Origin of the sequence: Streptodolium elevatio (assembly GCF_040649515.1) — a bacterium.
Taxonomy (GTDB): Bacteria; Actinomycetota; Actinomycetes; order Streptomycetales; family Streptomycetaceae; genus Yinghuangia; species Yinghuangia elevatio.
Window position 1 is genome coordinate 18,347 of sequence record NZ_JBEZFP010000029.1, and the last position, 22,292, is coordinate 40,638.

The 22,292-nt window shown below is 69.1% G+C and carries 26 protein-coding genes; 18 read left to right on the plus strand and 8 right to left on the minus strand.

The window, feature by feature from the left end:
• Nucleotides 1-115 precede the first annotated feature (115 nt).
• Together AB0C36_RS13905 and AB0C36_RS13910 are read left to right on the plus strand one after the other, a co-directional pair.
• Complete coding sequence (locus AB0C36_RS13905) at nt 116-952, plus strand: hypothetical protein (protein WP_358353384.1); 837 nt, start codon at nt 116-118, stop codon at nt 950-952.
• A complete protein-coding gene (locus AB0C36_RS13910; protein ID WP_358353386.1) occupies nt 949-1,485 on the plus strand; it encodes a restriction endonuclease in 537 nt (178 codons plus the stop codon). The genes AB0C36_RS13905 and AB0C36_RS13910 overlap by 4 nt, the downstream gene beginning before the upstream one ends.
• Before the next feature lie 116 nt (nt 1,486-1,601).
• Here AB0C36_RS13910 and AB0C36_RS13915 read toward each other — a convergent pair whose 3' ends face one another.
• From AB0C36_RS13915 to AB0C36_RS13925, 3 genes are all read right to left on the minus strand, one after another.
• Nucleotides 1,602-2,009, minus strand: coding sequence for an NUDIX hydrolase (locus AB0C36_RS13915; RefSeq protein ID WP_358353388.1), 408 nt, complete (start codon nt 2,007-2,009; stop codon nt 1,602-1,604).
• Nucleotides 1,990-2,664 carry an NUDIX hydrolase gene (locus AB0C36_RS13920; RefSeq protein WP_358353390.1) on the minus strand — a complete coding sequence of 225 codons (675 nt, stop codon included), beginning with the start codon at nt 2,662-2,664 and terminating at the stop codon, nt 1,990-1,992. Before AB0C36_RS13920 ends, AB0C36_RS13915 begins: the two co-directional genes overlap by 20 nt.
• 150 nt (nt 2,665-2,814) lie before the next feature.
• Nucleotides 2,815-3,156 carry a GntR family transcriptional regulator gene (locus AB0C36_RS13925; RefSeq protein ID WP_358353392.1) on the minus strand — a complete coding sequence of 114 codons (342 nt, stop codon included), beginning with the start codon at nt 3,154-3,156 and terminating at the stop codon, nt 2,815-2,817.
• A gap of 393 nt (nt 3,157-3,549) precedes the next feature.
• Here AB0C36_RS13925 and AB0C36_RS13930 point away from each other — a divergent pair, with 393 nt between their 5' ends.
• The 13 genes from AB0C36_RS13930 (at nt 3,550) to AB0C36_RS13990 (ending at nt 13,562) form a co-directional block, all read left to right on the plus strand.
• Nucleotides 3,550-3,819 carry a hypothetical protein gene (locus AB0C36_RS13930; protein WP_358353394.1) on the plus strand — a complete coding sequence of 90 codons (270 nt, stop codon included), beginning with the start codon at nt 3,550-3,552 and terminating at the stop codon, nt 3,817-3,819.
• Nucleotides 3,816-5,255 (plus strand): hypothetical protein, encoded by a 1,440-nt coding sequence (locus tag AB0C36_RS13935; RefSeq protein WP_358353396.1) that lies wholly within the window; start codon nt 3,816-3,818, stop codon nt 5,253-5,255. The genes AB0C36_RS13930 and AB0C36_RS13935 overlap by 4 nt, the downstream gene beginning before the upstream one ends.
• Nucleotides 5,252-5,632 (plus strand): RRQRL motif-containing zinc-binding protein, encoded by a 381-nt coding sequence (locus AB0C36_RS13940; RefSeq protein ID WP_358353398.1) that lies wholly within the window; start codon nt 5,252-5,254, stop codon nt 5,630-5,632. Before AB0C36_RS13935 ends, AB0C36_RS13940 begins: the two co-directional genes overlap by 4 nt.
• 72 nt (nt 5,633-5,704) lie before the next feature.
• The gene (locus tag AB0C36_RS13945) at nt 5,705-5,917 is read left to right on the plus strand and encodes a hypothetical protein (RefSeq protein WP_358353400.1); all 213 of its coding nucleotides are present in this window, start codon (nt 5,705-5,707) and stop codon (nt 5,915-5,917) included.
• On the plus strand, nt 5,914-6,153 hold the full coding sequence (locus AB0C36_RS13950) for a hypothetical protein (RefSeq protein WP_358353402.1): 240 nt from the start codon (nt 5,914-5,916) through the stop codon (nt 6,151-6,153). The genes AB0C36_RS13945 and AB0C36_RS13950 overlap by 4 nt, the downstream gene beginning before the upstream one ends.
• 2 nt (nt 6,154-6,155) lie before the next feature.
• A complete protein-coding gene (locus AB0C36_RS13955) occupies nt 6,156-6,344 on the plus strand; it encodes a hypothetical protein (protein WP_358353404.1) in 189 nt (62 codons plus the stop codon).
• Between the two features lie 140 nt (nt 6,345-6,484).
• Complete coding sequence (locus AB0C36_RS13960) at nt 6,485-8,671, plus strand: cell division protein FtsK (protein ID WP_358353406.1); 2,187 nt, start codon at nt 6,485-6,487, stop codon at nt 8,669-8,671.
• Between the two features lie 140 nt (nt 8,672-8,811).
• The gene (locus AB0C36_RS13965; RefSeq protein WP_358353408.1) at nt 8,812-9,093 is read left to right on the plus strand and encodes a hypothetical protein; all 282 of its coding nucleotides are present in this window, start codon (nt 8,812-8,814) and stop codon (nt 9,091-9,093) included.
• A 55-nt stretch (nt 9,094-9,148) separates the two neighbouring features.
• Nucleotides 9,149-9,421: a hypothetical protein gene (locus AB0C36_RS13970; protein ID WP_358353409.1), complete on the plus strand. Its 273-nt coding sequence runs from the start codon at nt 9,149-9,151 to the stop codon at nt 9,419-9,421.
• Nucleotides 9,422-9,530: 109 nt separating this feature from the next.
• A complete protein-coding gene (gene ssb / locus AB0C36_RS13975) occupies nt 9,531-9,995 on the plus strand; it encodes a single-stranded DNA-binding protein (RefSeq protein WP_358353411.1) in 465 nt (154 codons plus the stop codon).
• Nucleotides 9,996-10,088: 93 nt separating this feature from the next.
• On the plus strand, nt 10,089-10,967 hold the full coding sequence (locus AB0C36_RS13980) for a deazapurine DNA modification protein DpdA family protein (protein WP_358353413.1): 879 nt from the start codon (nt 10,089-10,091) through the stop codon (nt 10,965-10,967).
• A gap of 73 nt (nt 10,968-11,040) precedes the next feature.
• Complete coding sequence (locus AB0C36_RS13985) at nt 11,041-12,399, plus strand: bifunctional DNA primase/polymerase (RefSeq protein ID WP_358353415.1); 1,359 nt, start codon at nt 11,041-11,043, stop codon at nt 12,397-12,399.
• Nucleotides 12,396-13,562, plus strand: coding sequence for a DUF3631 domain-containing protein (locus AB0C36_RS13990; protein ID WP_358353417.1), 1,167 nt, complete (start codon nt 12,396-12,398; stop codon nt 13,560-13,562). Before AB0C36_RS13985 ends, AB0C36_RS13990 begins: the two co-directional genes overlap by 4 nt.
• A 540-nt stretch (nt 13,563-14,102) precedes the next feature.
• On the opposite strand, the gene AB0C36_RS13995 is transcribed toward AB0C36_RS13990, so the two are convergent.
• Entirely contained in the window at nt 14,103-15,515 is a 1,413-nt protein-coding gene (locus AB0C36_RS13995; RefSeq protein WP_358353419.1) for a recombinase family protein, read from the minus strand.
• Here AB0C36_RS13995 and AB0C36_RS14000 point away from each other — a divergent pair.
• Complete coding sequence (locus tag AB0C36_RS14000; protein WP_358353493.1) at nt 15,438-16,271, plus strand: TIGR04013 family B12-binding domain/radical SAM domain-containing protein; 834 nt, start codon at nt 15,438-15,440, stop codon at nt 16,269-16,271. The genes AB0C36_RS13995 and AB0C36_RS14000 overlap by 78 nt on opposite strands.
• Before the next feature lie 62 nt (nt 16,272-16,333).
• On the opposite strand, the gene AB0C36_RS14005 is transcribed toward AB0C36_RS14000, so the two are convergent.
• Nucleotides 16,334-16,864 (minus strand): hypothetical protein, encoded by a 531-nt coding sequence (locus AB0C36_RS14005; protein ID WP_358353421.1) that lies wholly within the window; start codon nt 16,862-16,864, stop codon nt 16,334-16,336.
• 299 nt (nt 16,865-17,163) lie between these two features.
• Between AB0C36_RS14005 and AB0C36_RS14010 the strand changes: the two genes are divergently transcribed.
• Nucleotides 17,164-18,249 carry a CHRD domain-containing protein gene (locus tag AB0C36_RS14010; RefSeq protein WP_358353423.1) on the plus strand — a complete coding sequence of 362 codons (1,086 nt, stop codon included), beginning with the start codon at nt 17,164-17,166 and terminating at the stop codon, nt 18,247-18,249.
• Nucleotides 18,250-18,280: 31 nt separating this feature from the next.
• Here AB0C36_RS14010 and AB0C36_RS14015 read toward each other — a convergent pair whose 3' ends face one another.
• From AB0C36_RS14015 to AB0C36_RS14025, 3 genes are read right to left on the minus strand one after another with little or no spacing between them, the layout of a single operon-like run.
• Nucleotides 18,281-19,525 carry a DmpA family aminopeptidase gene (locus AB0C36_RS14015; RefSeq protein WP_358353425.1) on the minus strand — a complete coding sequence of 415 codons (1,245 nt, stop codon included), beginning with the start codon at nt 19,523-19,525 and terminating at the stop codon, nt 18,281-18,283.
• A 56-nt stretch (nt 19,526-19,581) separates the two neighbouring features.
• Nucleotides 19,582-20,541 (minus strand): PucR family transcriptional regulator, encoded by a 960-nt coding sequence (locus AB0C36_RS14020; RefSeq protein WP_358353427.1) that lies wholly within the window; start codon nt 20,539-20,541, stop codon nt 19,582-19,584.
• A gap of 25 nt (nt 20,542-20,566) precedes the next feature.
• Nucleotides 20,567-21,733, minus strand: coding sequence for an acyl-CoA dehydrogenase family protein (locus tag AB0C36_RS14025; protein ID WP_358353429.1), 1,167 nt, complete (start codon nt 21,731-21,733; stop codon nt 20,567-20,569).
• A gap of 122 nt (nt 21,734-21,855) precedes the next feature.
• Between AB0C36_RS14025 and AB0C36_RS14030 the strand changes: the two genes are divergently transcribed.
• On the plus strand, nt 21,856-22,260 hold the full coding sequence (locus tag AB0C36_RS14030; protein WP_435839040.1) for a glyoxalase superfamily protein: 405 nt from the start codon (nt 21,856-21,858) through the stop codon (nt 22,258-22,260).
• Nucleotides 22,261-22,292: the final 32 nt, after the last annotated feature.

A 22,292-nucleotide genomic window follows, 5' to 3' on the forward strand; every position in this document is an offset into this window, starting at 1 on the left:
GTTCTCTCGAACGCGCCGACCTTCCCTGGTTGTGCCAGACGGCTGCACTACGCTGAACCGCGTGCGCTGCTACCTAGTCGCAGACCCAGCGGCCGATACGTCCGTCCTCGAACGCGTGCTGTCCGACGAAGGCATCGAGGTGGTGACACCGGGCAAGAGCTACAGAGAGCCAGCGGGCGGATCGATCGGCACCTGGCTCCCCCGTGTCGACTTTCTATGCGCGGTTCTTTCAAAACGCATTGAATGGTCGACGCCGCCCGCCGTATTCGTCGATATCGGCGTTGCTATCGGTTCTCGCATTCCCATCCTGGTGATCATCGAGCCGCCACGCATGCCAGACATTGTGCTTTCACCACTCCAGGTGGCCCACATCCCGCTCCGCAATGCAGACGCCTTATCGCTACGGATCAATGCCTTTGTTCGCTCACTGAAATCTCCGACACCAAGCCTGCTGGAGCCACGCCGCCCGGATCTCGATACATTCGAGTCACTCCGTCGGGAGCTCCGGGGAATCTCTCCAGACCAAAGACCCGAACCACTCTATCTTGAAATTGAAAGAGTCGTCGTAAAGCTTCTCAATCTGCACGGCGCTCTTATCGAGCCCAGCAACTACAGGAAGGGGGATCGTGGGTTTGATTTTGCCGCATGGATCCCCGGGACCGAGTCCGTTTTACCCGAACCCCTCCTGTTCGAGGTAAAAATGTCACGAACCGGTCAAATTCGGAGCGAGACTTTCGAACGTCTACAACTGGCAGTAGAGCACCGAAACGCTTCAATGGGCGTAATCATCTTCTACGGATTCGGAGAACGCCCTCGCTTGCCACTCGAAAATTGGCCGCTAATCATGGCATTTGAGCTAGACGAACTTCTCGAATCCCTTGAATCAACCTCGTTAGCTCAAGTATTTATCGATGCCAGAAATGCGCTAGCCCATGGCAGGCCCCACAGATGACCACGTTCTATCAAGCTCGATTGGGGGCATACCTAAAGCGCGCCGAGCGCGGCACAGACGCTCGCATGCGGGGCAGATACTACGAGAATCTACTCGACTACTTAATCAGTGCGATCCCTGGCTGCCAGGCAGAAAGAAACACACTCAACTACTACGGAACCGAAGAAGTCGATATTACTGTAGCGAACACCCGGCCCTCTGATGGCCTGAGACTTCTGCCCGAATTCTTCGTTGTTGAATGCAAAAACTGGTCGTCGCCCGTCGATAGCACTACGCTCGGATATTTCGTCAACGTTGTCGTCGACCGGGGCTGCTCCCTTGGAATCCTCGCAGCCGCAAACGGTATCACTGGTCACCAGGAGCATCGCACTCGCGCGCATGCAATCGGCGCAGCTGCACTTGTACGGCAGATCAGTATTCTGGTTGTTACCTCGGACGACCTGCGACGCCTTAGCACGCCGAAAGATATGGTCGAACTGCTGCATCGCCGTCGCCTATCCCTGACGGCACGCGGATCAATCTTTCTCGGCTGAAAAGCATCCAGCATGAACAAAGAATAGGGGTATGCCTAGCTACCTGAGCTGGAGAACTGATCCGCATACGTGTGGTGCCCAGCGAGGACCCGCCGAGCACTACACGCTCTTCAGTGCTATAGCACGCTGTCGAGGTAAGTCTGTACTGGCTCGAAGACGCCGAGCGGGATGTACTGCTTCACCCCAGCGTTGGACACCCAAGCCACTTCGGCGATTTCGTCATCGTCGGCCACGTACGCGTCTCCCGAGCCGTAGTCGCACGCGACGTAGTACATCGTCCGTCCGGTCGCCGGATGCACACGCTCACCCAGCAGCTTCGCGGCGGTCACCGTCAAACCTACCTCTTCGTGCGTTTCCCGTACGGCCGTCTCCTCTGGCGTCTCGCCAGGCTCGACCTGCCCCGCCGGGAACTGCCACGACAACGTTCCCTCCTTGACCTTACGGCGGATCAGGAGGACATGATCGTCCTTGACAATGATTGCAGCGGAGATTCCGGGTCGAGCATCAACGCTGGTCTGGGTCATCCTGCCCCTCCAGGGCTTCTAGCACGGGCGGGTAAATCCGGTCTCTCGGCAGGAACTTTGTCACCTGGTCGCGAGGGACCCACATGACATCAACGTTCTCCACCATATCTCTATTCTCCACATCGCCCGCCAAATATTCGCAGAGATGGTAGACGGCCAGCACGCGCGTGACGGGGTGCAACCGCTGCCCGAGCGACTGCGTCACGGCGCAGTGAACGCCCGTCTCCGCGAGGGTCTCCCTAACGGCCACAGACGCGGAATCACCCCCGGGCTTCACCACGCCGGCAGGGAATTGCCACGTAATCCCCCCGGCATCATTTCCACGGCGGCATACGATCAAGACCTGATGTTCCTTGAGCACCACGGCAATCGCGATCGTCAGAGCTTGCGCCTCCGTCGGCAATGCTGGCGCCGCTCCTGTCGGCCCCTCGATAGCCCGGAAGAACCGAGTTCGCGCCGTCGGCGACGCACGCTCTAAGGCGGCGTCAAGGATCTGTTGGGCTTCCGTACGCGGGACCAAGCCGGGCTTTTCATGCCACGTCGCGACCGTGCGAATTGCCACGCCGAGGTGGGCCGCGAACGCATCGTTCGACATCCGCAAGGCGGCTTGCAACGCACCGGCCAAGCCACCGGTCCACTCGTCTACGACTTCCATTCCAAGGCGCCCCCTCGTATTCACGAGAGCCGAATTGCACTACCAATGCACTGCCAGTGCATCACTACTGCACTGGCAGTGCATTGGTAGGTTCCGGCTCACAGGCTTAACTGTTTGTCATGAACAACGCCGCGAAAGAACGACAGCCGACTATCCGAGCGCCTTGAGCTGATCCTCAATCCGCGCGACCCGTTCGGCGAGTGCGCGAATTTCTTCTCGTAGCGCTTTCCCCTCGCCCGAGGAGACCGCGCCGTCGGAGGAATCCTGTGCCTTTACGAACGTTCCGCGCCCTGGCGCCGACGCCACGATTCCTTCTTGCTGAAGAAGCTTGACCGCGTTGTGCGCGGTGACCTCCGTCACCCCGTATTCCTTGCTCAGCTTGTCAAGCGACGGAATTTTCCCGACTCCGAACTCACCCTCGTGAATACGCAGGCGCAACTCATCGGCAACCTGCAAATGCAGCGCTCGCGGGTCATCTCGATTGATCGGCATGCCCCCACGGTACCGCCGACGCCCCGGGCGCACTAGGGCACCACGCAGCACCTGTTGACAGCAGGCCCTAGACCATGCTGTGCTCATGACATGGCACCCTAGGGTGCCCTACTGCACCACCAGTGGCCCGCGAGGGCTGAGGGTCCCGGAACCCTTGTCAACCGGAGGGCATGAGACCGAAAGGTCACGTCCCTGCCTGCAACGGGAGCACGCTCCCGAAGGGGACACGCACGAACTTCGTTGGTTCCGACGCTCCGCAACCGAGGGCGTCGTCATCACTTGACCTCTCGTCAGATCTGACGAGGCGCACGCATCGTGCGCCGGGGCGACCGCCCCTCCCGGCAAGGTCCGGCGGTCGCCCCGTAGTCGCTCCTAGCTGAGAGGAGTTCGACCGTGCGAACCATTGTCGCTGGGCGTGTGGCGTTCTCGGGTGTCGAGTTCGCCGAGCTGGCGTTGGGGATCGACTCGGAGCTGTTCGCCGGCTCCGTGGGTGAGTCCGCGGACGAGCGGGCCGCGCGGCTGGACGCCGCGCGGGACGTGCTCGCGGACCTGTGGCGTGAGGACCCGGAGCTTGCCGCGTACGCGGAGAGCCTGTTGGACGAGTCGGCGCAGGTCATCGAGCTGCCGGCGCGACGCACCGCCGGGCGGCGGTGGGCGGCGTGACGGAGACGCTGTACACGATGTCCGCGCACCGCCGGATGGACCGGGCGCGGATCGAAGAGGCCAACGCCGCCGCGTCCGAGAAGACCGCGCTCGCCGCGGTGGTGCAGGCGCAGGCGGCGGCCCAGGTCGCCGAGATCCGCCGGCAGGAACAGCGCGCGATCCGTGCCGAGACGAGCGCCGACAAGGCGCAGGCTCGCGCGGCGCGCCAGGCGCGCATCGGCAAGGCGCTCGCATCGGTTCGTGAGCGCCGGGACTTCGCGTTGGTGTCCGGTGTCATGGTCGCCTCGATCGGCACGGCGTGGCCGGCGCAGATGGGCTTCTACCTGGGCATGGGCATGAACCCGGTACTTGCGGTGCTGGTCACCGCGATGACCGAGGGTGCCGCGTGGGCGGGTGCCGCGATGGCGTCGAAGGCGATCGAGGACGGCGACCGCCCCGCCGGCGTCTACCGGGCAATCACCTGGGGTTCGGCATTCGCCGCGGCAGCACTCAACTTCGCGCACACCTGGCACCGCAACATCCCGCTCGCGTGCGTGCTCGCGCTCGCGAGCCTGCTCGGTGTGCTGCTGTGGGAGGCGTACGCGCATTCGCGCACGCGGACCGAGGGCGGGAAGTCCGGTGCGCAGCTGCGCGCCGAGATCTACCGCAAGGCGCGGTTCCGCAAGGTGTCGCGTCGCACTCGCGACCTGATCGCCGCCGTTCCCGGGCTTGACCCGGATGCGGCGTGGGTGATCGCGTGGCGTGCGGTCTACGGCGCCGACCCTGGCGTAACCCGCCGCACGCTCAAGCAGCACCACAAGGCGGTCAAGGGCATCGCGAAGCTTCTCGACAAGGCCCCGGAGTTGGGGCCTGAGTCGGTCGGGCTCGCGGTGCTCCAGACGCCGACTGCGACGCTTGCGGACATGGCGCCGGGTGGCACGGTCGCCGAGTCGGTCGCGTCGGTTCGCGACGCAGAGTCGTTCGCGTTCGCCGCCGCCGGTCCGATTGAGGAACTGATCGGGTCGGACGCCGACACCGACGACGGCGAGTCGGTCCCCGAGTTGCCCGTTGAGTCGGGCGACGGCGCCGACGCGTCGGGCGCACGGTCGGTATCCAACCAGCAGATTTCGTCTGATTCCTCGCAAAACGGATCACAGGCGAGTCGGGCGACCGCTACCCCGCGTCGGGCGACCGGCAAGGTGCCGGAGTCGGCGAAGTCGACGGTTCCCCGCCGGAACGTCGCCGAACTCCTCTCAGAGGCACGCAAGTTGACGGCCGAGTGGCCGGATGACGACGTGAACGCCGACCGTATCCGGGTGGCGTTGCGTACGTCGGCGAAGTCGGCCCGACTGCTGCGTGACACGCTGCGCGCCGAACGCGAGTCGCCCGACCCGGCCGGGCTTCACCTGGTCGTCAACACCGACACCGACGACGGCGAGTCGGCGAGTTCGGCGTGAGGTTCCGGCGGCGTTTCTGGGACCCGACCGGCGCCCGCTACGGGCTGCCCACCTATCCGTGGCGGCTCGCCCCGGACGGTCTTGCGACGCGCAGGCAACTGCGCGCCGAGGGCCTGCGGCCCGGCGGACAGCCGATCGCCGCGCAGGTGATGTGGCAGTCCCGGCGCGGCGTCAAGGTCGCGTATCTGTACCGCGGCGACGCTGCGAAGCAGGTCCGGCCGATGACACCGGCGAAGTGGCGGGCGCACGCCGCGGCGATGCGCGCGCGGCGTACCTGCCCGGTCTGCCGCATCGCTCGCGACTACGTCATCCCCACCTCACTTGGCATGTGCGTGCCGTGCGCCGACGCGCCGAGCGCGCTCGACACCGCCGCGTGACACGCACCCGCACCACTGCACGTCAGCACGTCCATCGCACACCGGAGCACAAGACCAGTCGAGGAGACAGCCATGGCCATGGAGCCCGGTAGCTACGACGTCGAGGTCACCTACAACTTCCACGGGGGCAGTGGCCGCGCCACGGTCACCCTCATCGTCGCGCCCGGCAACAGCCGCACCGCCCGGGACTTGAAGGAGATCGCCACGGACCAGGCCAAGCGCGACATGCCCGCGGCCGTGGTCCGGGCCGGCGGGATCAACGTCGTCCGGACCCGAATCCTGTGACCCGCCCGCCTTTCCCCACCGGCGGCACCACCGGCGCGGCGGCGCGACACGTCCGCGTGCGGCTGTCGGGGCTCGACCCGGCAACGCTCGCCCGCGTCGCCGCTGCGCTCGCCGGCATCGGCGAGACCGGTCCGGTGTCCGCGCCGTACGCCGACCGGCGCGGCGACGGATACCGGCTGTACCTCGACCTGTACCTGACCGACGACACCGACGCGAACGCGTCCCGGGAGGGATGACCGTGCCGAGGATTCCCGACGACCCGCGGTTCACCCGCGAACAGCTCGCCGAGGCCGCCGCCGCGCGCGCCGCGCTGCGGCGCCGCAAGAAGAAGCGCACCGACGAGCCCGCGAGCCCGCACGCCGCCGCCATCCGCGCCGCGGTCGCCGACGTCAACGGCAAGAAGCCCACGACCCGGCACCGCAAGTAGCAGGCGCCGCAAGTCTGTTCGTCCGTCTCGACTCGTTCAGCGCATCCGGTTTTGTTCGCGCGGCCCCGGCGCTCGCCTGGCAGCACCGCCGGGGCCGCTCCCCATTCGCATGACCAATCATGGATTGGAGAACTCCCAGCATGACCGACACTGAGCTGTTCGGCCCCGACCTGGGCACCGCGCCCGGGGATGTTGAGGGACACCGCGCGGACGTGATCCCGCTCCGCAAGCCCGTCCCGGCCGACACCGACACTGACACCGACCCGGCGCCGGCCGATGTCGACGACGGTCCGGCCGTGCCCGTCGACGCGCCGGCGCTGCGGCGTCCGTCGTGGCGCACGATGGTGCAGGGCGAGAAGCGCCGACCGATCTTCCCGGCGTGGTTGCTCTCGCGTGACGCGTTGAAGGCGCAGGTGCGTTGGGTGCTCTCGCACACCGGGCACGTTTTCGCGTTCCACGCGGTGCGCACCCCGGTCTACGCCGCGACCCTCGCGGTGCGTTCGCCGCAAGGGGCGTTGCGGCTGGTCAGCGGCGCGTTCCGGTGGGCGTCGGACGCCGACGGCCGCCCGGTCCGCGCGAAGGCGATCGAGCGCGCGGACGCCGGCGAGTACCTGCGGCTCCAGAGGCAGCGCGACGGCCGCGTCAAGTTGCGTGCGACGATCCTCGCCACGGCGACGCTGACCGTCGGCATCCTGCTTACGGCGCTGATCCTGGTCGGACCCGCCTGGGGGCTTGCGCTGACGTTGATGGGCGTGACCGCCGGTCTGGGGTTCCTCGGGGCCCCGGAGGACAAGCCGATCGTCGCCCCGGCGGTGGTCCGTGCGCAGGTGCAGCGGCTGACGTCGCTGATCGTGCTGCGTGCCTTGTCGTCGCTGGGCATTGCGGCGCTGAACAGCAAGGACGCGCACATCAACTTCCCCGCGCCGATCACCCGTGACGGGCCTGGGTGGCGGGCGGACGTGGAACTCCCGTACGGCGTCACCGTGAACGAGGTCATGGACAAGCGCGACAAGCTCGCGTCCGGACTGCGGCGCCCGCTGGGCTGCGTGTGGCCGGAGAAGGTCACCGGCGAGCACCCCGGTCTGATGACGCTGTGGGTCGGGGACAAGGACATGGCCGGCGCCGAACAGCCGAAATGGCCGCTGGACAAGACCGGTTCGGTGTCGCTGTTCAAGGCCGCGCCGTTCGGCACCGACCAGCGCGGACGCATGGTGGGGCTCACCATGATGTTCGTCTCGGTCATCATCGGCGCCGTCCCCCGGATGGGGAAGACATTCCTGCTCAGGTTGCTGCTGCTCATCGCCGCGTTGGACGTGCTCGCCGAAATCCACGCGCACGAACTCAAGGGCACCGGCGACCTGTCCCCGCTGGAACCGGTCGCGCACCGGTACAGCTCCGGCGAAGAGGACGAGGACATCGAGTACGGCATCGCTGACATGCGCGACATGCGCGCCGAGCTGCGGCGCCGCGCCAAGGTGATCCGGGGCCTGCCGCGGGACCTGTGCCCGGAGAACAAGGTCACCCCCGAACTCGCTGCCAAGCGGTCCCTCGGACTGCACCCCATCGTCATCGCCGTCGACGAGTGTCAGGTGTGGTTCGAGCACGCCAAATACGGCGCCGAGTTCGAGGAGATCTGCACCGACCTGGTCAAACGCGGCCCGGCACTGGGGATCATCCTGATCCTGGCCACGCAGCGACCCGACGCGAAGTCGCTGCCCACCGGGATCAGCGCGAACGCCATCGTCCGCATGTGCATGAAGGTCATGGACCACACCGCGAACGACATGGTCCTTGGCACGTCCGCGCACAAGAACGGCATCCGCGCGACAATGTTCTCCCGCGAGGACCGCGGCATCATGTACTTCGTCGGCGAGGGCGCCGACGCGCGGATCGTCCGCTCCTTCTACAAGGACGCCATCGCCGCCGAACGCATCGCGCTGCGGGCCCGCGGCATGCGGGAAGCCGCCGGGACGCTGTCCGGCTACGCGCTCGACAAGACCGACACCCCCGTGGCCGCGGCGCCGGCGCACGACCTGCTCGCCGACGTCCTCGCGGTCATGCACGGCGACGAAGCGAAGCTGTGGAACGAGACGGTCGTGGACCGGCTCGCCGCGCTGCGCCCGGACGCCTACGGCCCGTGGGCCACCCTCGACGCCAAGAGCAAGCCCGCGCAACTGACCGCGGCGCTCAAGCCGTTCGGCGTCAAGACCAAGGGTGTGTGGCTCGCCACCGACGACGGCGGCGGCAGCCCCAACCGCGTCGGCATCACCCGCTCCGACATCACCACCGCAATCACCAAACGTGACGGCCGCGCAGCGTCGGACTGACCGCGGAACGTCGCTAGGTCTAGCGGGCAACCTCGCTAGACCTAGCGACCCCGCTAGCGACCCATTCCCGCGCTGATCAGCGCACTAGTCCCTAGCGACCCATGCCCGCAACCAGCGAAAACGCCCTGGAAGGGCCCCTGATGACCCCCACCACGCTCGCTAGCCTGCTCATCCTCGGAACGCTCGCCGGTTACTCCCTGTTGTGCTGGGTCTCGCCGTTCGGACCGTGCCGCGCCTGCGACGGCACCGGCAACCACACCCCGTGGCACGAGCGCCGCGCCGCCCGCAACGGCACCACGACCAAGCGCCGGCGCCGCATACGCAAGCCATGCCGCCGCTGCAAGGGCACCGGCGCGCGCCTGCGCATCGGCCGCCGCCTGCACAACGCCGGCCGGCGCCTGCACCACGACGGCACCCAGTAACCCGCGCTCGCCCACCCACCCGCGCACCACCCTGACACGCCCTCAGGAGGCTGCCATGGGCACCGACTTCCTCACCCTCACCGCCGGCGACGGCACCCCGCCCGCCGCTACGCCGGGCGGCGGCACAGTCACCCTCGCTATGCCGGTCATCTGCATCATCCTCGCGGTGCTGCTGCTGGCGAACGGCAAGGCCCCGAAGCTTGCGGGGTTCTTCCTCTTCCTCGCCGGCGTCGGACTGTCCGGCACGGCGATCGCCGGTTCGCTGTCGACGTCGACGCACACCGCGTTCAGCGGCATGGTCACCGCGTTCACCGACGCCATCGGCTGACCACCGGCCGCCCGCCGTGGCCCCGGAGCACACCCCGCACCCCGTGGGGCTGTTCCGGGACCGCGGCGGGACGGCCGGAAGGTCCGGCCGCCGCCGTTCGGGAGGAATCGTGGCCAACAACGCCACCTACATCACCGTCACCGGCAACCTGACCCGCGACCCGGAAGGCGCGTTCACCGCGTCCGGCGTCTTCCGCGCCCGAATCTCGATCGCCGTCACCCCGCGCCGCTTCGACAAGCAGGCAGGCGAGTGGACCGACGGCGAAACGACGTTCTGGGACGCCACCGCATGGCGCGCACTCGGCGAGCACGTCGCCGAATCGCTGAACAAGGGCGACCGCGTGATTGCGACCGGCACCGTGACCACCCACCGGTGGCAGGACGAGGCGACCGGCGAGCCGCGCTCGCGCGTCGTGCTCGACCTGGAGGACATCGGCCCGTCCCTCGCCTGGGCAACCACCAACGTCGCCAAGGCCACGCGCACCAACGGCCGCTCCAGCGGCGCCCGTTCGGCGCCGGCCGGCGACGCGTGGGCCGTGAACGGGCCGACCGCGGACAACGACGTTCCGTTCTAGAACCGCCCCGGGGCACCCGCACGGTCCGCCAAGACAAGCCGGGTGCCCCGGGCCCAACCGCCCCCGTTTGGGGGCAGAGAGGGAATCCCCAGCATGACCCATAACCCGCCCGCGCGTCCCCCCGCGGACGCCACCACGTCCATGACGTTCTACCTCGGCACCCACCAACCCGGATGGCTCGCCACCGCAGGCGTGCCGCTGTTCGTCTCCCGTACCCGCATCCACCAAACCCGCCGACCGCGCCGGCGCACCTACCCCCGCGCGATCACCCGCTGGGCGATGGACTCGGGAGGGTTCACCGAACTCCAGCGGTTCGGCCGATGGCGCCACACCGCCGCGCACTACGCCGAGGAAGTCCGGTTCATCGCCGAACAGGTCGGCCGGATGGACTGGGTGGCACCGCAGGACTGGATGTGCGAACCGATCGTCATCAACGGCGGCACCATCGGCCCGTTGCGGTTCGCCGGCACCGGGCTGAGCGTCGTCGAGCACCAACACCGCACCGTCACCAACCTGCTTGAACTGCGCGCGTTGGCGCCAAACATGCCGTGGGTGCCAGTCCTGCAAGGGTGGACACTCACCGACTACCTCCAATGCGTCGACCTGTACCAGCGCGCCGACGTCGACCTGACCCGCGAACCGCTGGTCGGACTCGGGTCGGTATGCCGCAGGCAGGCCACCGACGAAGCCACCCGCATCGTGACCACCCTCGCCGGACTCGGGTTGCGACTGCACGGATTCGGGTTCAAGACCCTCGGGTTGCGCAGCTGCGCGCACGCGCTCGCGTCATCGGACTCCCTCGCGTGGTCCTACGACGCACGCCGCAAACCCCCGATGCCCGGCCACACACACCGCAACTGCGCCAACTGCCAGCCCTACGCGCTCCGGTGGCGCACGCGGCTGCTGGCCAGCCTGCCCGTGTGGCAACAGCCCGACCTGTTCAACGCCGGCGAGCCGTCCCATGCCGCCTAACCCCACCTTGCCGGCTCCGGCCGAGCGGGTGTGCTCGCGGTGGACCGGCAACCCGTGCCCGATCACCGACGGGATGCGGTACTACCGACAAGGCTGGTTCTGCCTCGCACACGCGCCGGTCATCCGCCCGCCCGCGTCCGGAATCCCGGGCACACTGCGGGTGTTGGTGACCGGCTCGCGCACCTGGAACGAACCGGGCCGCGTACGGGTCGCGCTCGACGCATTGCTGACCCGGGCGCCCACCGGCATGACCGTGGTGCACGGCGCGTGCCCGCGCGGCGCCGACCGGCACGCCGCCGACTGGGCCCGCGACCACGCCGACAAGGGCGTGACCGAGGAACCGCACCCCGCCGACTGGAACCAGCACGGGCGCCGTGCCGGGCCCGTGCGCAACGCCGCGATGGTCGCGCTCGGTGCGGATCGGTGCGCGGCGTTCATCCGCGACGACTCCCCCGGCGCGAGCCACTGCGCGCGCACGGCGGAACTCGCCGGCATCCCCACCCACCGCCACACCGCAACCACTTCCCGCCCGGCGGCAACGCCCGCACGGAAGGACTCGCACATGCACCGACCCAACCTGAAAGCCGCCGCGCTCGCGTGCGCCGAACGCGGCTGGCACGTCTTCCCGCTCGTACCCGGCGCCAAGCGACCCGCGGTCACCGACTGGGAAAACCGCGCCACCACCGACACCGCGCGCATCACCCGCTGTTGGGACCACGCTCCCTACAACATCGGCATCGCATGCGGCCCGTCCGGGCTTGTCGTAGTGGACCTCGACACGGCCAAGGACGGGGAAGAGCCGAAGGAACCGTGGTCGCGCGAGGACGTGACCTGCGGCGCCGACGTACTCGCGGTCCTGGCGAAGAACGCCGAAGCGCCGTACCCCGACAGCACGTTCGCCGTGTCGACGCCGTCCGGCGGTGCGCACTTGTACTTCCGCGCGCAGGACGGCGCCGACCTGCGCAACACGGCAGGACGGATCGGATGGAAGATCGACACCCGCGCCAACGGCGGGTACGTCGTCGCCAACGGCAGCATCGTCGACGGGCGTTCGTACGCCACGAGGGTTGACGAAGATCCGATCCCGTTGCCCGGATGGCTGTACGGGCATCTGCGGCCCGAACAGCGCATCCCGAAGGTGACACCCCCGACCCCCCACCTCAAGCCCGCATACGCCAATGCAGCGCTTTTGGGGGAGATTTCGCGGGTTGAGAGCACCAAAGAGGGCGGGCGGAACACCGCGCTGTACGAAGCGGCCCGCAACCTGGGCAAGTTCGTCGCGTTCGGCGACCTGCCGCGCCACGAGGTGGAAGAGCGGCTGCTAATCGCGGCGTTGGCGAGCGGGCTGGGCGAGCGTGAGGCTGCCCGGTCCATCCGGGCCGCCCTCGACTACTCGATCGCGCGCTACCCCCACGGTCGGGAGGCAGCATGAACACCCCGCCCACCCCCACCCCGGGGATTAGCAGCAGCACTTCACCCGACCACGACGCACCGCGAAGCGACGGCGCCGCGCTGCTCGACGAGGTGGAGGCGTTCCATCGGCGTTTCAGCGTCTTCCCCACGCAAGCGGCGTACGTCGCCGTCGCGCTGTGGGACGCGCACGCGCACATGGTCGAGTGCTTCGACTCCACACCGCGGCTCGCGTTCCTCTCGCCCGAACCCGGAAGCGGCAAGTCCCGCGCGCTCGAAGTGGTGGAAACGCTGGTGCCGCGTCCAATGCCGACGGTCAACGCGTCCGCCGCCGCGCTGTTCCGCTCCGTCGGGGTGGAAGTCGACAACCGCCCGACCGTGCTGTTCGACGAGGTGGACACCATCTTCGGACCCAAAGCAGGCGGGAACGAGGAGCTGCGCGGGTGGCTCAACGCCGGGCACCGGCGCGGTGGCGTCATCCCGCGGTGCGTCGGCGACGGCGGGAACATGACCGTGGTGCAGTTCCAATCCTTCTGCGCCGTCGCGCTCGCCGGACTCGGCTCCCTGCCAGACACGATCCTGACCCGATCGGTCATCATCCGGATGCGCCGGCGGGCCCCGAACGAGGTGGTCGAACCGTTCCGCGAACGGCTGCACACTTCCGAGGGCAACGCGCTGCGGGACAAGCTCGCCGCGTGGGCCGACAGCGTCCGCGAGCACGTCGCCGGCGCGTGGCCGACCATGCCCGACGGGATCACCGACCGGCCGGCCGACGTGTGGGAGCCGCTCATCGCGGTCGGCGACGCCGCCGGCGGCAACTGGCCCGACCGAGCGCGCGCCGCGTGTGTCGAACTGGTCACCGCGTCCAAGGCCAACGACAAGGGATCCGTGGGCATTCGGCTGCTCACCGACCTGCGCGACGTGGTGTTCAACGGCGCCGACCGCATGCCCACCGCAGCGATCGTGAGCGCGCTCGCCGCGATGGACGATGCGCCGTGGGGAGACATGGGCGGCAAGCCCATCGACGCCCGCACGCTCGCCCGCTGGCTCAAGGACTACATGACCGCGGACAACGATCCGATCGTCGCGCGGAACATCCGCACCGCGTCCGGGGTGGTCGTGCGCGGCTACTACGCCAGCGACCTTGACGACGCGTGGTCGCGGTACTGCCCTCCCCCCTCCTGAGAAGCGCTACATCCGCTACATCTGCTACATCGCAGGTCAGACCCGTGATCGACGTAGCGGACGGCTCATTTTGTCCGCTACACGACCGCTACGCGCCGTGCCCGTCCCGGTGGGCGTGTAGCGGATGCGTCCGCTACATCCGCACCTATCTGCTACATCGATCATGCCCCTGACCTGCGATGTAGCAGATGTAGCGGATGTAGCGGACCTCAGAAGACGGGGGCGGAGGACGCCCCTGCACCATTCGAGCCGCCCACAACCATGAGGAGTTCCGTTGCCCGCCGCAGCTCACCGGCAGACGAAGTCCCGGGCGCTCAGGCTCGTGACTGTCCCGCCCGACACCGGACGACCGCCGTCCATTGCTGAGTACGCGTTGCAAATCGCAGCCGCGGCACCGCCATTGACCGAGGAACAGCGACACCGGTTGGCCTTGATTTTCCAAGGCGCCCGCCCACCGCGGCCAATGCCGGTACGAGTCGCAGCCTGACAAACAAACCGGGGCCCCAATCACCCGACCGGTGGTTGGGGCCCTTTTCGTTTTCAGGCTGCCGGAGCGATGCTCACTGTCCGAGGGTCAAAGACCCGCCGCCCCGGTCCACTGCGTTGAATGGTGACGGTCCAAAGAGTTCGGATAACCGCCCGTTGACGATCGAGCCCGAAAGTCGTGGCGTTCCATGCAGCCGCAACGTCTTCCGACTCCACGAGGTCCCGGAGCACGTCCGCACGATCGAGGTGCACCATCTGGGATTCAACCTCTGCGAGAGCGGCGCGCACGCGCGCACTGCCCGCGCGCATCTGCCGACGGTCAATGAGCCCATCGGCGTAGTCGTGCGCGAAGTTGTCGAGCCTTTCCCGCAGGGCGACGGCTTGCACCCGCAAGCCATCAATGTCCGGGCGCGTGTCGTCGATAAGCAGGTCCCGGGCATCGGGGCGTGAGAGCCGTGCAACCGTCGTTGCCACGACCAATTCGTCTATTGGTTCGGCAGTCCGGAGCAGGTGAGCACTCGCGCGGCATCGGTAGACGCGACGCTTGTTGTCCCGGTAGGTACTGATGACCAGGTCGCCACACACCCCGCAAAGGGCAATGCCGGTAAGCAGCCACCGGCGCGCGTTGGTGTGGTTGCTACGCCTTTCCTCGTCGGTGAGCAGCGCACAGACGGCCCGCCATGTCTCTTCCGGGACAAGCGCCGACCACTTGCCCGGGAACAGTTCTCCCTTGTACTCACGCAGGGCGGCGTACCGCTCGTTGAGCAGCATCACGCGCACGGCGTTGTGCTTCCACGGGCCACCCATGGTGGTGGGAAGACCCATCTCGTTGAGGGACGTCGCGATGCCTGAGAGCGTCGCTCCCCCGAGTGCTGCACCGAACGCCCACTTGACCGCGGCGGCTTCACGCTCGACCTGCTCGTCGGGAACGGGAACGCGCTTGCCGTCGTCGCCCCGCATCGTGCCCGGGTAGCCGAACGCGCGGCGTCCGCCCGGTGCCACGCCGCGTTCTACCGTCTGCCGCATCTCGCGTTCCTGGCGTTCGGCCTTCTGCTCAACCTCGTGCGTGTCCACCTCGCCCAGCAGACCGGCGAGCAGGCGGCCGGCGGCGGTCGTCAGGTCCAAGTCAGGGCCCTTGACGCACAGGACGCCCACACCCGCCTTGCGCAGACGCTCGATTCCGTCGACACGTTCTCGCCGGTTTCGCCACAAGCGGCTGAGCATCCACACGATGATGAACTTGAACTCACCGCGCTCTGCCGCGGCCATCATGCGTTCGTAGTCGGGGCGGCGCTTCCCCTTGGTCGCTGAGATGTCGTTGTCCACGTACCGGGCGACAACATGCAGGCCACGGACGTCGGCGAGGGCCGTCCCGTCCTCGTCCTGACGCTGTACGCCCAGCTCTTCGCCGGTCTTGTCGTCACTGATGCGCCCGTACAAGGCGCACGCGTCGCCAATAGGGGTCATAGGCGTCACTATAGCTGCCGCTTCTGCCAGACGCCGTTCGCGTTCAGTGCGCGCTTCCGGCACCGGAGCGCGGAGAACGTGCGGTGGCACGTGCGCGAGATGTCGGAGCGCGGGCTGAAGGACGTGCGGTTCATCACGCCGACGTGCCTGTCGTACGGGACGCAGGACGAGACGCCGGACCTGGACGCCGTCGAGGAGTTGTTGGCCGGGTGCCGGGAGGAGATGCTGCCGCACGGGCGGTTGTTCTTCGGGTCGTTCCCGTCCGAGATCCGGCCCGAGCACGTGACCGTCGAGGCGATGCGGCTGCTGAAGCGGTACGTCTCCAACGACAACATCATCATCGGCGCGCAGTCCGGTTCGGACCGGATCCTGGCCGCCGCGAAGCGCGGGCACGGCGTGCAGCCGGTGCGCGACGCGGTGCGGATCGCAGTGCAGGAGGGGTTCCGGCCCAACGTCGACTTCATCTTCGGGATGCCGGGCGAGCGGGAGGCGGACGCCGACGCGTCGTTGGCGCTCGCCGACGAGTTGACCGGCCTGGGCGCGCGCATCCACGCGCACACGTTCATGCCGCTGCCGGGGACGCCGTGGCGGGACGCCGAACCGGCGGTGGTGGCGCCGGCCACCATCCGCCGCTTCGACGAACTGGCCGCGCGCGGCGACCTGTACGGGCACTGGCAGCGCCAGGCCGAGCACGCCAGGCGGCTGGCGGAGACGGCGAAGGCGTACCCGCGTCGCGAACGCCGCCGCCGCGTCTGACCGGTCGGGTGGGCCCGCGACGGCGGGCCGGGTCCTGACTGGGTCCGGGCCGGAACGGCAGGCTAGAACGGCAGCGGTACGAAGCACTGCGAGACGACCGAGTCGACGGGCGCGACCGGCCACAGCGTCAGGCTGCCGTGCGGCGGGATCCACGTCGCGGCCCCGTCGGCGGTCGTGACCCACACGATGGCGTTGGTGCGGTTCTCGACGGACGAGGTGATGTACGGGGACCTGAAGTACTCGCTGCCGCACTCCGGGATGAGGTAGGGCTCGGGTGCGGCGATGCCGCCCGGGAAGAGGCAGACGTACCCTTCCGGGCACAGGCCCGACTTCTGTACGCGGCCGTCCGCGGGGGCGCCCTCTCCCGAGGCCGCCGCCGCGCTGCCGGGGCCGGCGACGAGAGCGGCCGCGGCGAGGGCAAGTGCCGCGAGGGCGCCACTGATCCGGCGTACCGCACCGCGTGCCCGGGCGGTGGTCGTCCGTGCGGCGTCGGCGCGGATCGCGCTCGTGCGCATGGGGGTCGTCCGGGCGCCGATGGTCTCGTGGGCGGTCGTCCCGTTGGCGGTCGAATCGGCGGTGGTCGCGGTACGCATGGCTGCCTCCAGCAGTCTCCCGAGGGCCGTTCCGGGCATGCCGGGGAGAACTCCGGTCTCCCACACGGCCCTTCACCCTCGACCCCATCGGTTCGCTTCCGCGCGCCGCAATCGCGTCCACCCGTACGGCCCAGCGCGTCCACCCGAACGGCTGTGCCGTGCGCGGACGCTGGGTGGGGAGGTCCCGGCAGGTGCCCGAAAAAAGTTCTCGCCCGTTTGAACCCGGCGACGGGGCGGCCCCGTACTGAGGCGCGACAAGACATCGAGTCAATCTGGCAACTCCGCTATGGGGGTCCACCATGTCCGTTCGCAGGTTCACGCTGCCCGCAGCCATGCTCACCGCGGTCCTTATGGCCGGTTTGACAGCTTGTGGGGCGTCGGACGACGACGCGAAGTCCACCACACCGCCCGCCAACGCGCCTCAGAACGCCCCTGCGGGTGCGGGCGACGCGCCGGCCACGACGTCGCCGGACGCCGGGCACGGTTCGGGCCATGATCCGGGCACCTCCGGACAACCCCCGGCGCCGGTCGACCAGGCCAAGGACGCCGGTGCGGCGGAACCCGCCGACGGCGACGCGGCGTTCTTCGTCGCGAACCTCACCGGTGCCGAGGAAGTCCCCGGCACCGACGGCAAGGCGGTCGGCGACCAGGACGGCAAGGCCACCGCGTACGTGCGCATCAAGGGCAACCAGATGGCGTTCTCCGTCAAGTGGGAGAAGATCGCCGCGCCTTCGGCCGCACACATCCACCAGGGCGTCAAGGGCGCGAACGGCGCCGTCGTGGTCCCGTTCTTCGCGTCGCCGCTGCCCGACGGCGCCACCGCCACCACAGGCAGTGTCGCGGTCGCCGACCCGGGCCTGCTCGACCGCATCCGGAACAACCCCGGCAACTGGTACTTCAACCTGCACACCGGCGAGTTCCCCGGCGGCGCGGTGCGCGGCCAACTCACCAAACTGGACAACCCCGTCGACATGAACGCCGTGCTGAAGACCGGCAAGCCCGAGGGCACGCTCACGGTGAACGCGAACGGCGCGCAGGAGGTCCCGAACAAGGACAACAAGGCGATCAACGACCAGGACGGCCGGGCCGTGACCGCCATTCGCCCGTGGGGCAACTGCGTTGACTACGCCTTTAGTTGGAAGGGCGTCGCGCCTCCCACCCTGGGCCACGTGCACAAGGCGCCGGCGGGCCGGAACGGGGACGTCGTCGCGCCGCTGTGGGCGGCCGACAAGGGGCTCCCGCAGTCCATCACCGGCCTGTCCGGCACCGTCGAGGGCATCAAGCCCGAGATCGTCGCGGAGATGACGGCGAACCCGGGGGGCTTCTACACCAACGTGCACACCGCCGAGTTCCCGGGCGGCGCGGTCCGCGGCCAGCTCGGCTGACACCCGTCCCCCGCTGGTCATCGGGCACGAACTACCCCAGGCGCTCCGCAAGGAGCGCCCGCAGACGGTCGATCGGCAGGGCCGGGCTCCGATGCCCGTCCCTGCCGACAGTCGTGTCCGCGGCGACCAGGGCGTTGACAACCGCTTCCTCGACGGCCTCGACGACCGCCTCGTAGAACGGGTCCATGCGCCCCCACGGGACGAAGCGCATGGTGTCGAACTCGTCGTCCCCGGGCTCCCCTTCGGGAAAGGAACTGGCCAGCGCGCCGGCGTTCGCCGTCGAGAACGCCAGAAAGATGTCGCCCGAGAAGTGCGAACCGCTGGTGCCGGTACGTGCCAGCCCGAGCGGCACGCGCCGCGCCAGCGCCTTGCACTGGCCGGGCAGCAGCGGTGCGTCCGTTGCCACGACCACGATCACCGAGCCGGCCCCCGAGGGCGCGAACCAGTCCGTCGTCTCCATCGGGTTGTCGTCGGCCAGTTCACGTCCGACCGGCACCCCGGCGACGACGAGTTCCCGGCGCGAGCCGAAGTTGGCCTGGACGAAGGCCCCGACTGTGAAGGTGTCCCGACCGTAGCCGACCTGTCGCGACGCGGTCCCCGAACCACCTTTGAATCCGTAGCAGTTCATGCCGGTGCCGCCGCCGACGCAGCCCTCGGCGACCGGCCCGGGGCGGGCGGCGTCCAGCGCCGCGACCGTGTGCGCGGGGCGTACGTGGTCGCCGTTGATGTCGTTGAGGTACCCGTCCCACGTCTCGGCGGCGACCGGAAGCAGCCACGCCCGGGCCTGCCCCGGCCGTTCGCGTACGATCCAGTCGATCGTGCCCCGGTGTGCGGCGCCGATCGCGTGGGTGTTGGTGATGGTGACCGGGGTGCCCAGCGATCCGGTCTCCTCCAGCCACGACAGCCCGGTCATCTCGCCATTGCCGTTGAGCGCGTGTACCCCTGCCGCTACCGGGCGGCCATCCGCGCGCCCGCGCGGGTGGATCGCGGTGACGCCGGTACGCACCGGCCCCTCGCCGACGGCCAGGGCTCCGCTGCCGTGGACGAGCGTGACGTAGCCGACCTCAACGCCCGGGACGTCGGTGACGGCGTTGCAGGGCCCGGGTGTTCCCGCGAAGGGGATGCCGAGACCGCGCGCCCGGGGGCGACCTGAGGCGGCGAACGAACGCAAGTCGTGCGCGGCCGGGTCGTGCGGGCCCGAGGTGCCCCCAGGGCCCGTATTGCCCGCAGCGCCCGCAGCGCCCGCAGCGCCGGTAGTGCCAGTGGTGCCGGTCATGCCTGAGGTGTTCTCCTGCCGGATTCGTCCGCCGAGTTCGTCAGCCGTGTCCGCCCTCAGCGCGCTTCCGCGATCCGGTAGGCGTCCAGTGCCAAGGACAACTCCACCACGGACACCGGGTCGCCGAGCAGGCGGCCCGTCAGCTGCTCGTAGCGCCGCAGCCGATTGAGCACCGTATTCGGGTGGTAGAAGAGGCGGTTCCCGGCACGCCGCGTCGAACCGCCCGACTCCAGCCAGGCCCGCAACGTGCTCAGCAGCGAGTCGCGGTCGGCGCACGGCAGTTCGAGGACCGGGCCGAGCGCGCGGGAGATCAGCAGCCGGGCCAGGTCCGGGCTGTCGGCGACGACGGCCGCGGGCAGGCGTTCCTCCAGTACCGCGACCGGCGCGTCCGGGTTGGCCCGCAGCGCGCGTTCGGCCAGTACGCGTCCCCGCGCCAGCTTCGCGGGGCCGTCGACCGCCGGACTGACGCCGACGCGCAGCCCCGGCGGCGGGTCGAGCGCCTTGACCAGGTCCGCGAGTTCGGCGTCGCCGAGGTGCACGATCGCGTGCGCCCGGACGACCGGCCCCGCGTACCGCTGGCCGGGCGGTGGCGGTGGTGGCGGCGGTGCCGCGCACCACACCGTGCGCATCCCGGAGCCCACCTGGAGGCCCCCCGGGGCGCCGGCCGGGCCGGAGGCGGCGCCGAGGGCGCCCGGAGCGCCGGGTCCGCCCGCCGACCGGGCGGCGTCCCGGGACGCCAAGTGCCCCTGGGGGCCGCCGTCGTCGACCACGCTGGTGAGCGCCAGCACGGCGTACGGCCCGTGCTCGGGCAGCCCGAGCAGCACCGCCGCCATCTCGGCGCCGACCGGTCCGACCGAACCGACCGGGCCGGGATCGCGGGTGTTCGCGGCGCCGACCGCCGCGCCACGGCCCCCGTCGTGCGGGCCGTCTCCCGGGACGCCGCCGAGCAGCGCCCCGACCAGGTCGTCCGAACTCACCGGGGCGTTGCCCACCCCGACCGAGGACACGGGTGCCATAGCGTCATCCCTCGCCGTCGAGTCGTCAGACCTGGCCGAGCCTGGTGTAGCCGCGGAGCAGGTCACGGGAGATGATCAGGCGCAGCATCTCGTCGGTGCCCTCGAAGATCCGGTACAGGCGGACCTGGCGGTACGCGCGCTCCAGCGGGAGTTCGCGCGTGTAGCCCATGCCGCCGTGGATCTGCAGTGCGCGGTCGACGACGCGGTTGACCATGCCGGCGCCGTACAGCTTGGCCATCGAGGAGCTGTGCCGCGGTTCGAGGCCCTGGTCGATGGCCCAGGCGGCGCGCAGCACGAGCAGCCGGGCGGCCTCGAGTTCGACCTCGGAGTCGGCGATCATCCACTGGATCGCCTGGTTCTCACCGATCGGCCGGCCGAACGTCTCGCGCGTGTTGGCGTGGTCGACCGCCATCTGGAGTACGCGCTCGGCGATGCCGATGCCGTTGGAGGGGATGACGTAGCGGCCCTTGCCGATCCACTTCATGCCCAGGGCGAAGCCCTGTCCCACCTCGCCGAGGACGTTGCGGGCCGGGACGCGGACGTCCTCGAACACCAGGGAGGCCGGGCCGCCTTCGCCCATGGTCTGGATGAACTCGGACTTCCAGCCCATCTCGCGGTCGACCAGGAACGCAGTGGTGCCGCCCCCGCGTACGCCCTTGTCCTTGTCGGTCACCCCGACCACGATCGCGAAGTCGGCGTCGTTGCCGTTGGTGATGAAGGTCTTCTCGCCGTTGAGCACCCACTCGTCGCCGACCTGGCGGGCCGACAGCTTGATGTTCGCGGCGTCGGAGCCCGCGCCCGGCTCGGTGATCGCGAAGCACGAGATGCGGTCCCCGGCGATCGTCGGGAGCAGGTACTCCTTCTTCTGGTCCTCGTCGGCGAAGTAGAGGATGTTGTCGGCCTCGCCGCCGAAGCGGAACGGCACGAAGCAGCGGCCGATCTCGGTCCAGATGAGCGACTGGGTGACGGCCGGCAGGTCCATCCCGCCGTACTCCTGCGGCGTCGACAGGCCCCAGAAGCCGAACTTCTTGGCCTTCTGCTGGAGTTCGCGCAGCTCACCGAGTTCGAGGCCCGGTTGGTGCGCCCGTTCCCGGCGCAGCACCTCCTGCTCCAGCGGCATCACCTCCTTGGCGATGAACGCCCGGGCGGTGTCGCGTACGGCCTTTTGCTCGTCGGTGAGCGCGAAATCCATGGCTGCCCTCTGGTGCCGGCGCGGCCCCCCGCGGTGCCGCGCGCCGTTTCTGGTTAGCAGTGCTAATTTAACGCAGGCTAGCTGGAGCGGCGGCGTCTGGGAAGACCCGCGATGATGGCGCCATGAGCGAGATCGACAACGGGATCGGGAACGCGATCGAGAACGAGGCCGGCAACGGGGGAAGCAACGAGATCGTCGAGGAGGCGATCCCGGTCCTCCGGGTCGCCGACGCGGAGGCGTCCGTCGCCTGGTACGCCAGACTCGGCTTCGTGAAGGAGTGGGAGCACCGGTTCGAGCCGCACTTTCCGGCCTTCGTGGAGGTGGCGCGGGGCGGCGTACGGCTGTTCCTGTCCGAGCACGAGGGGGACGCGCGTCCCGACACCCTGGTCTACCTGCGGATCAAGGACGTCGACGCGGTCGCCAAGGAGTTCGGGGCGCGCATCGAGGAGCAGCCCTGGGCGCGCGAGGTCCACCTCACGGACCCGGACGGAAACCGCCTTCGCCTCGGCACTCCGTCGTTGTTCTAGACCCATCCCAGCCTCGTCCCTGAACCGGACGC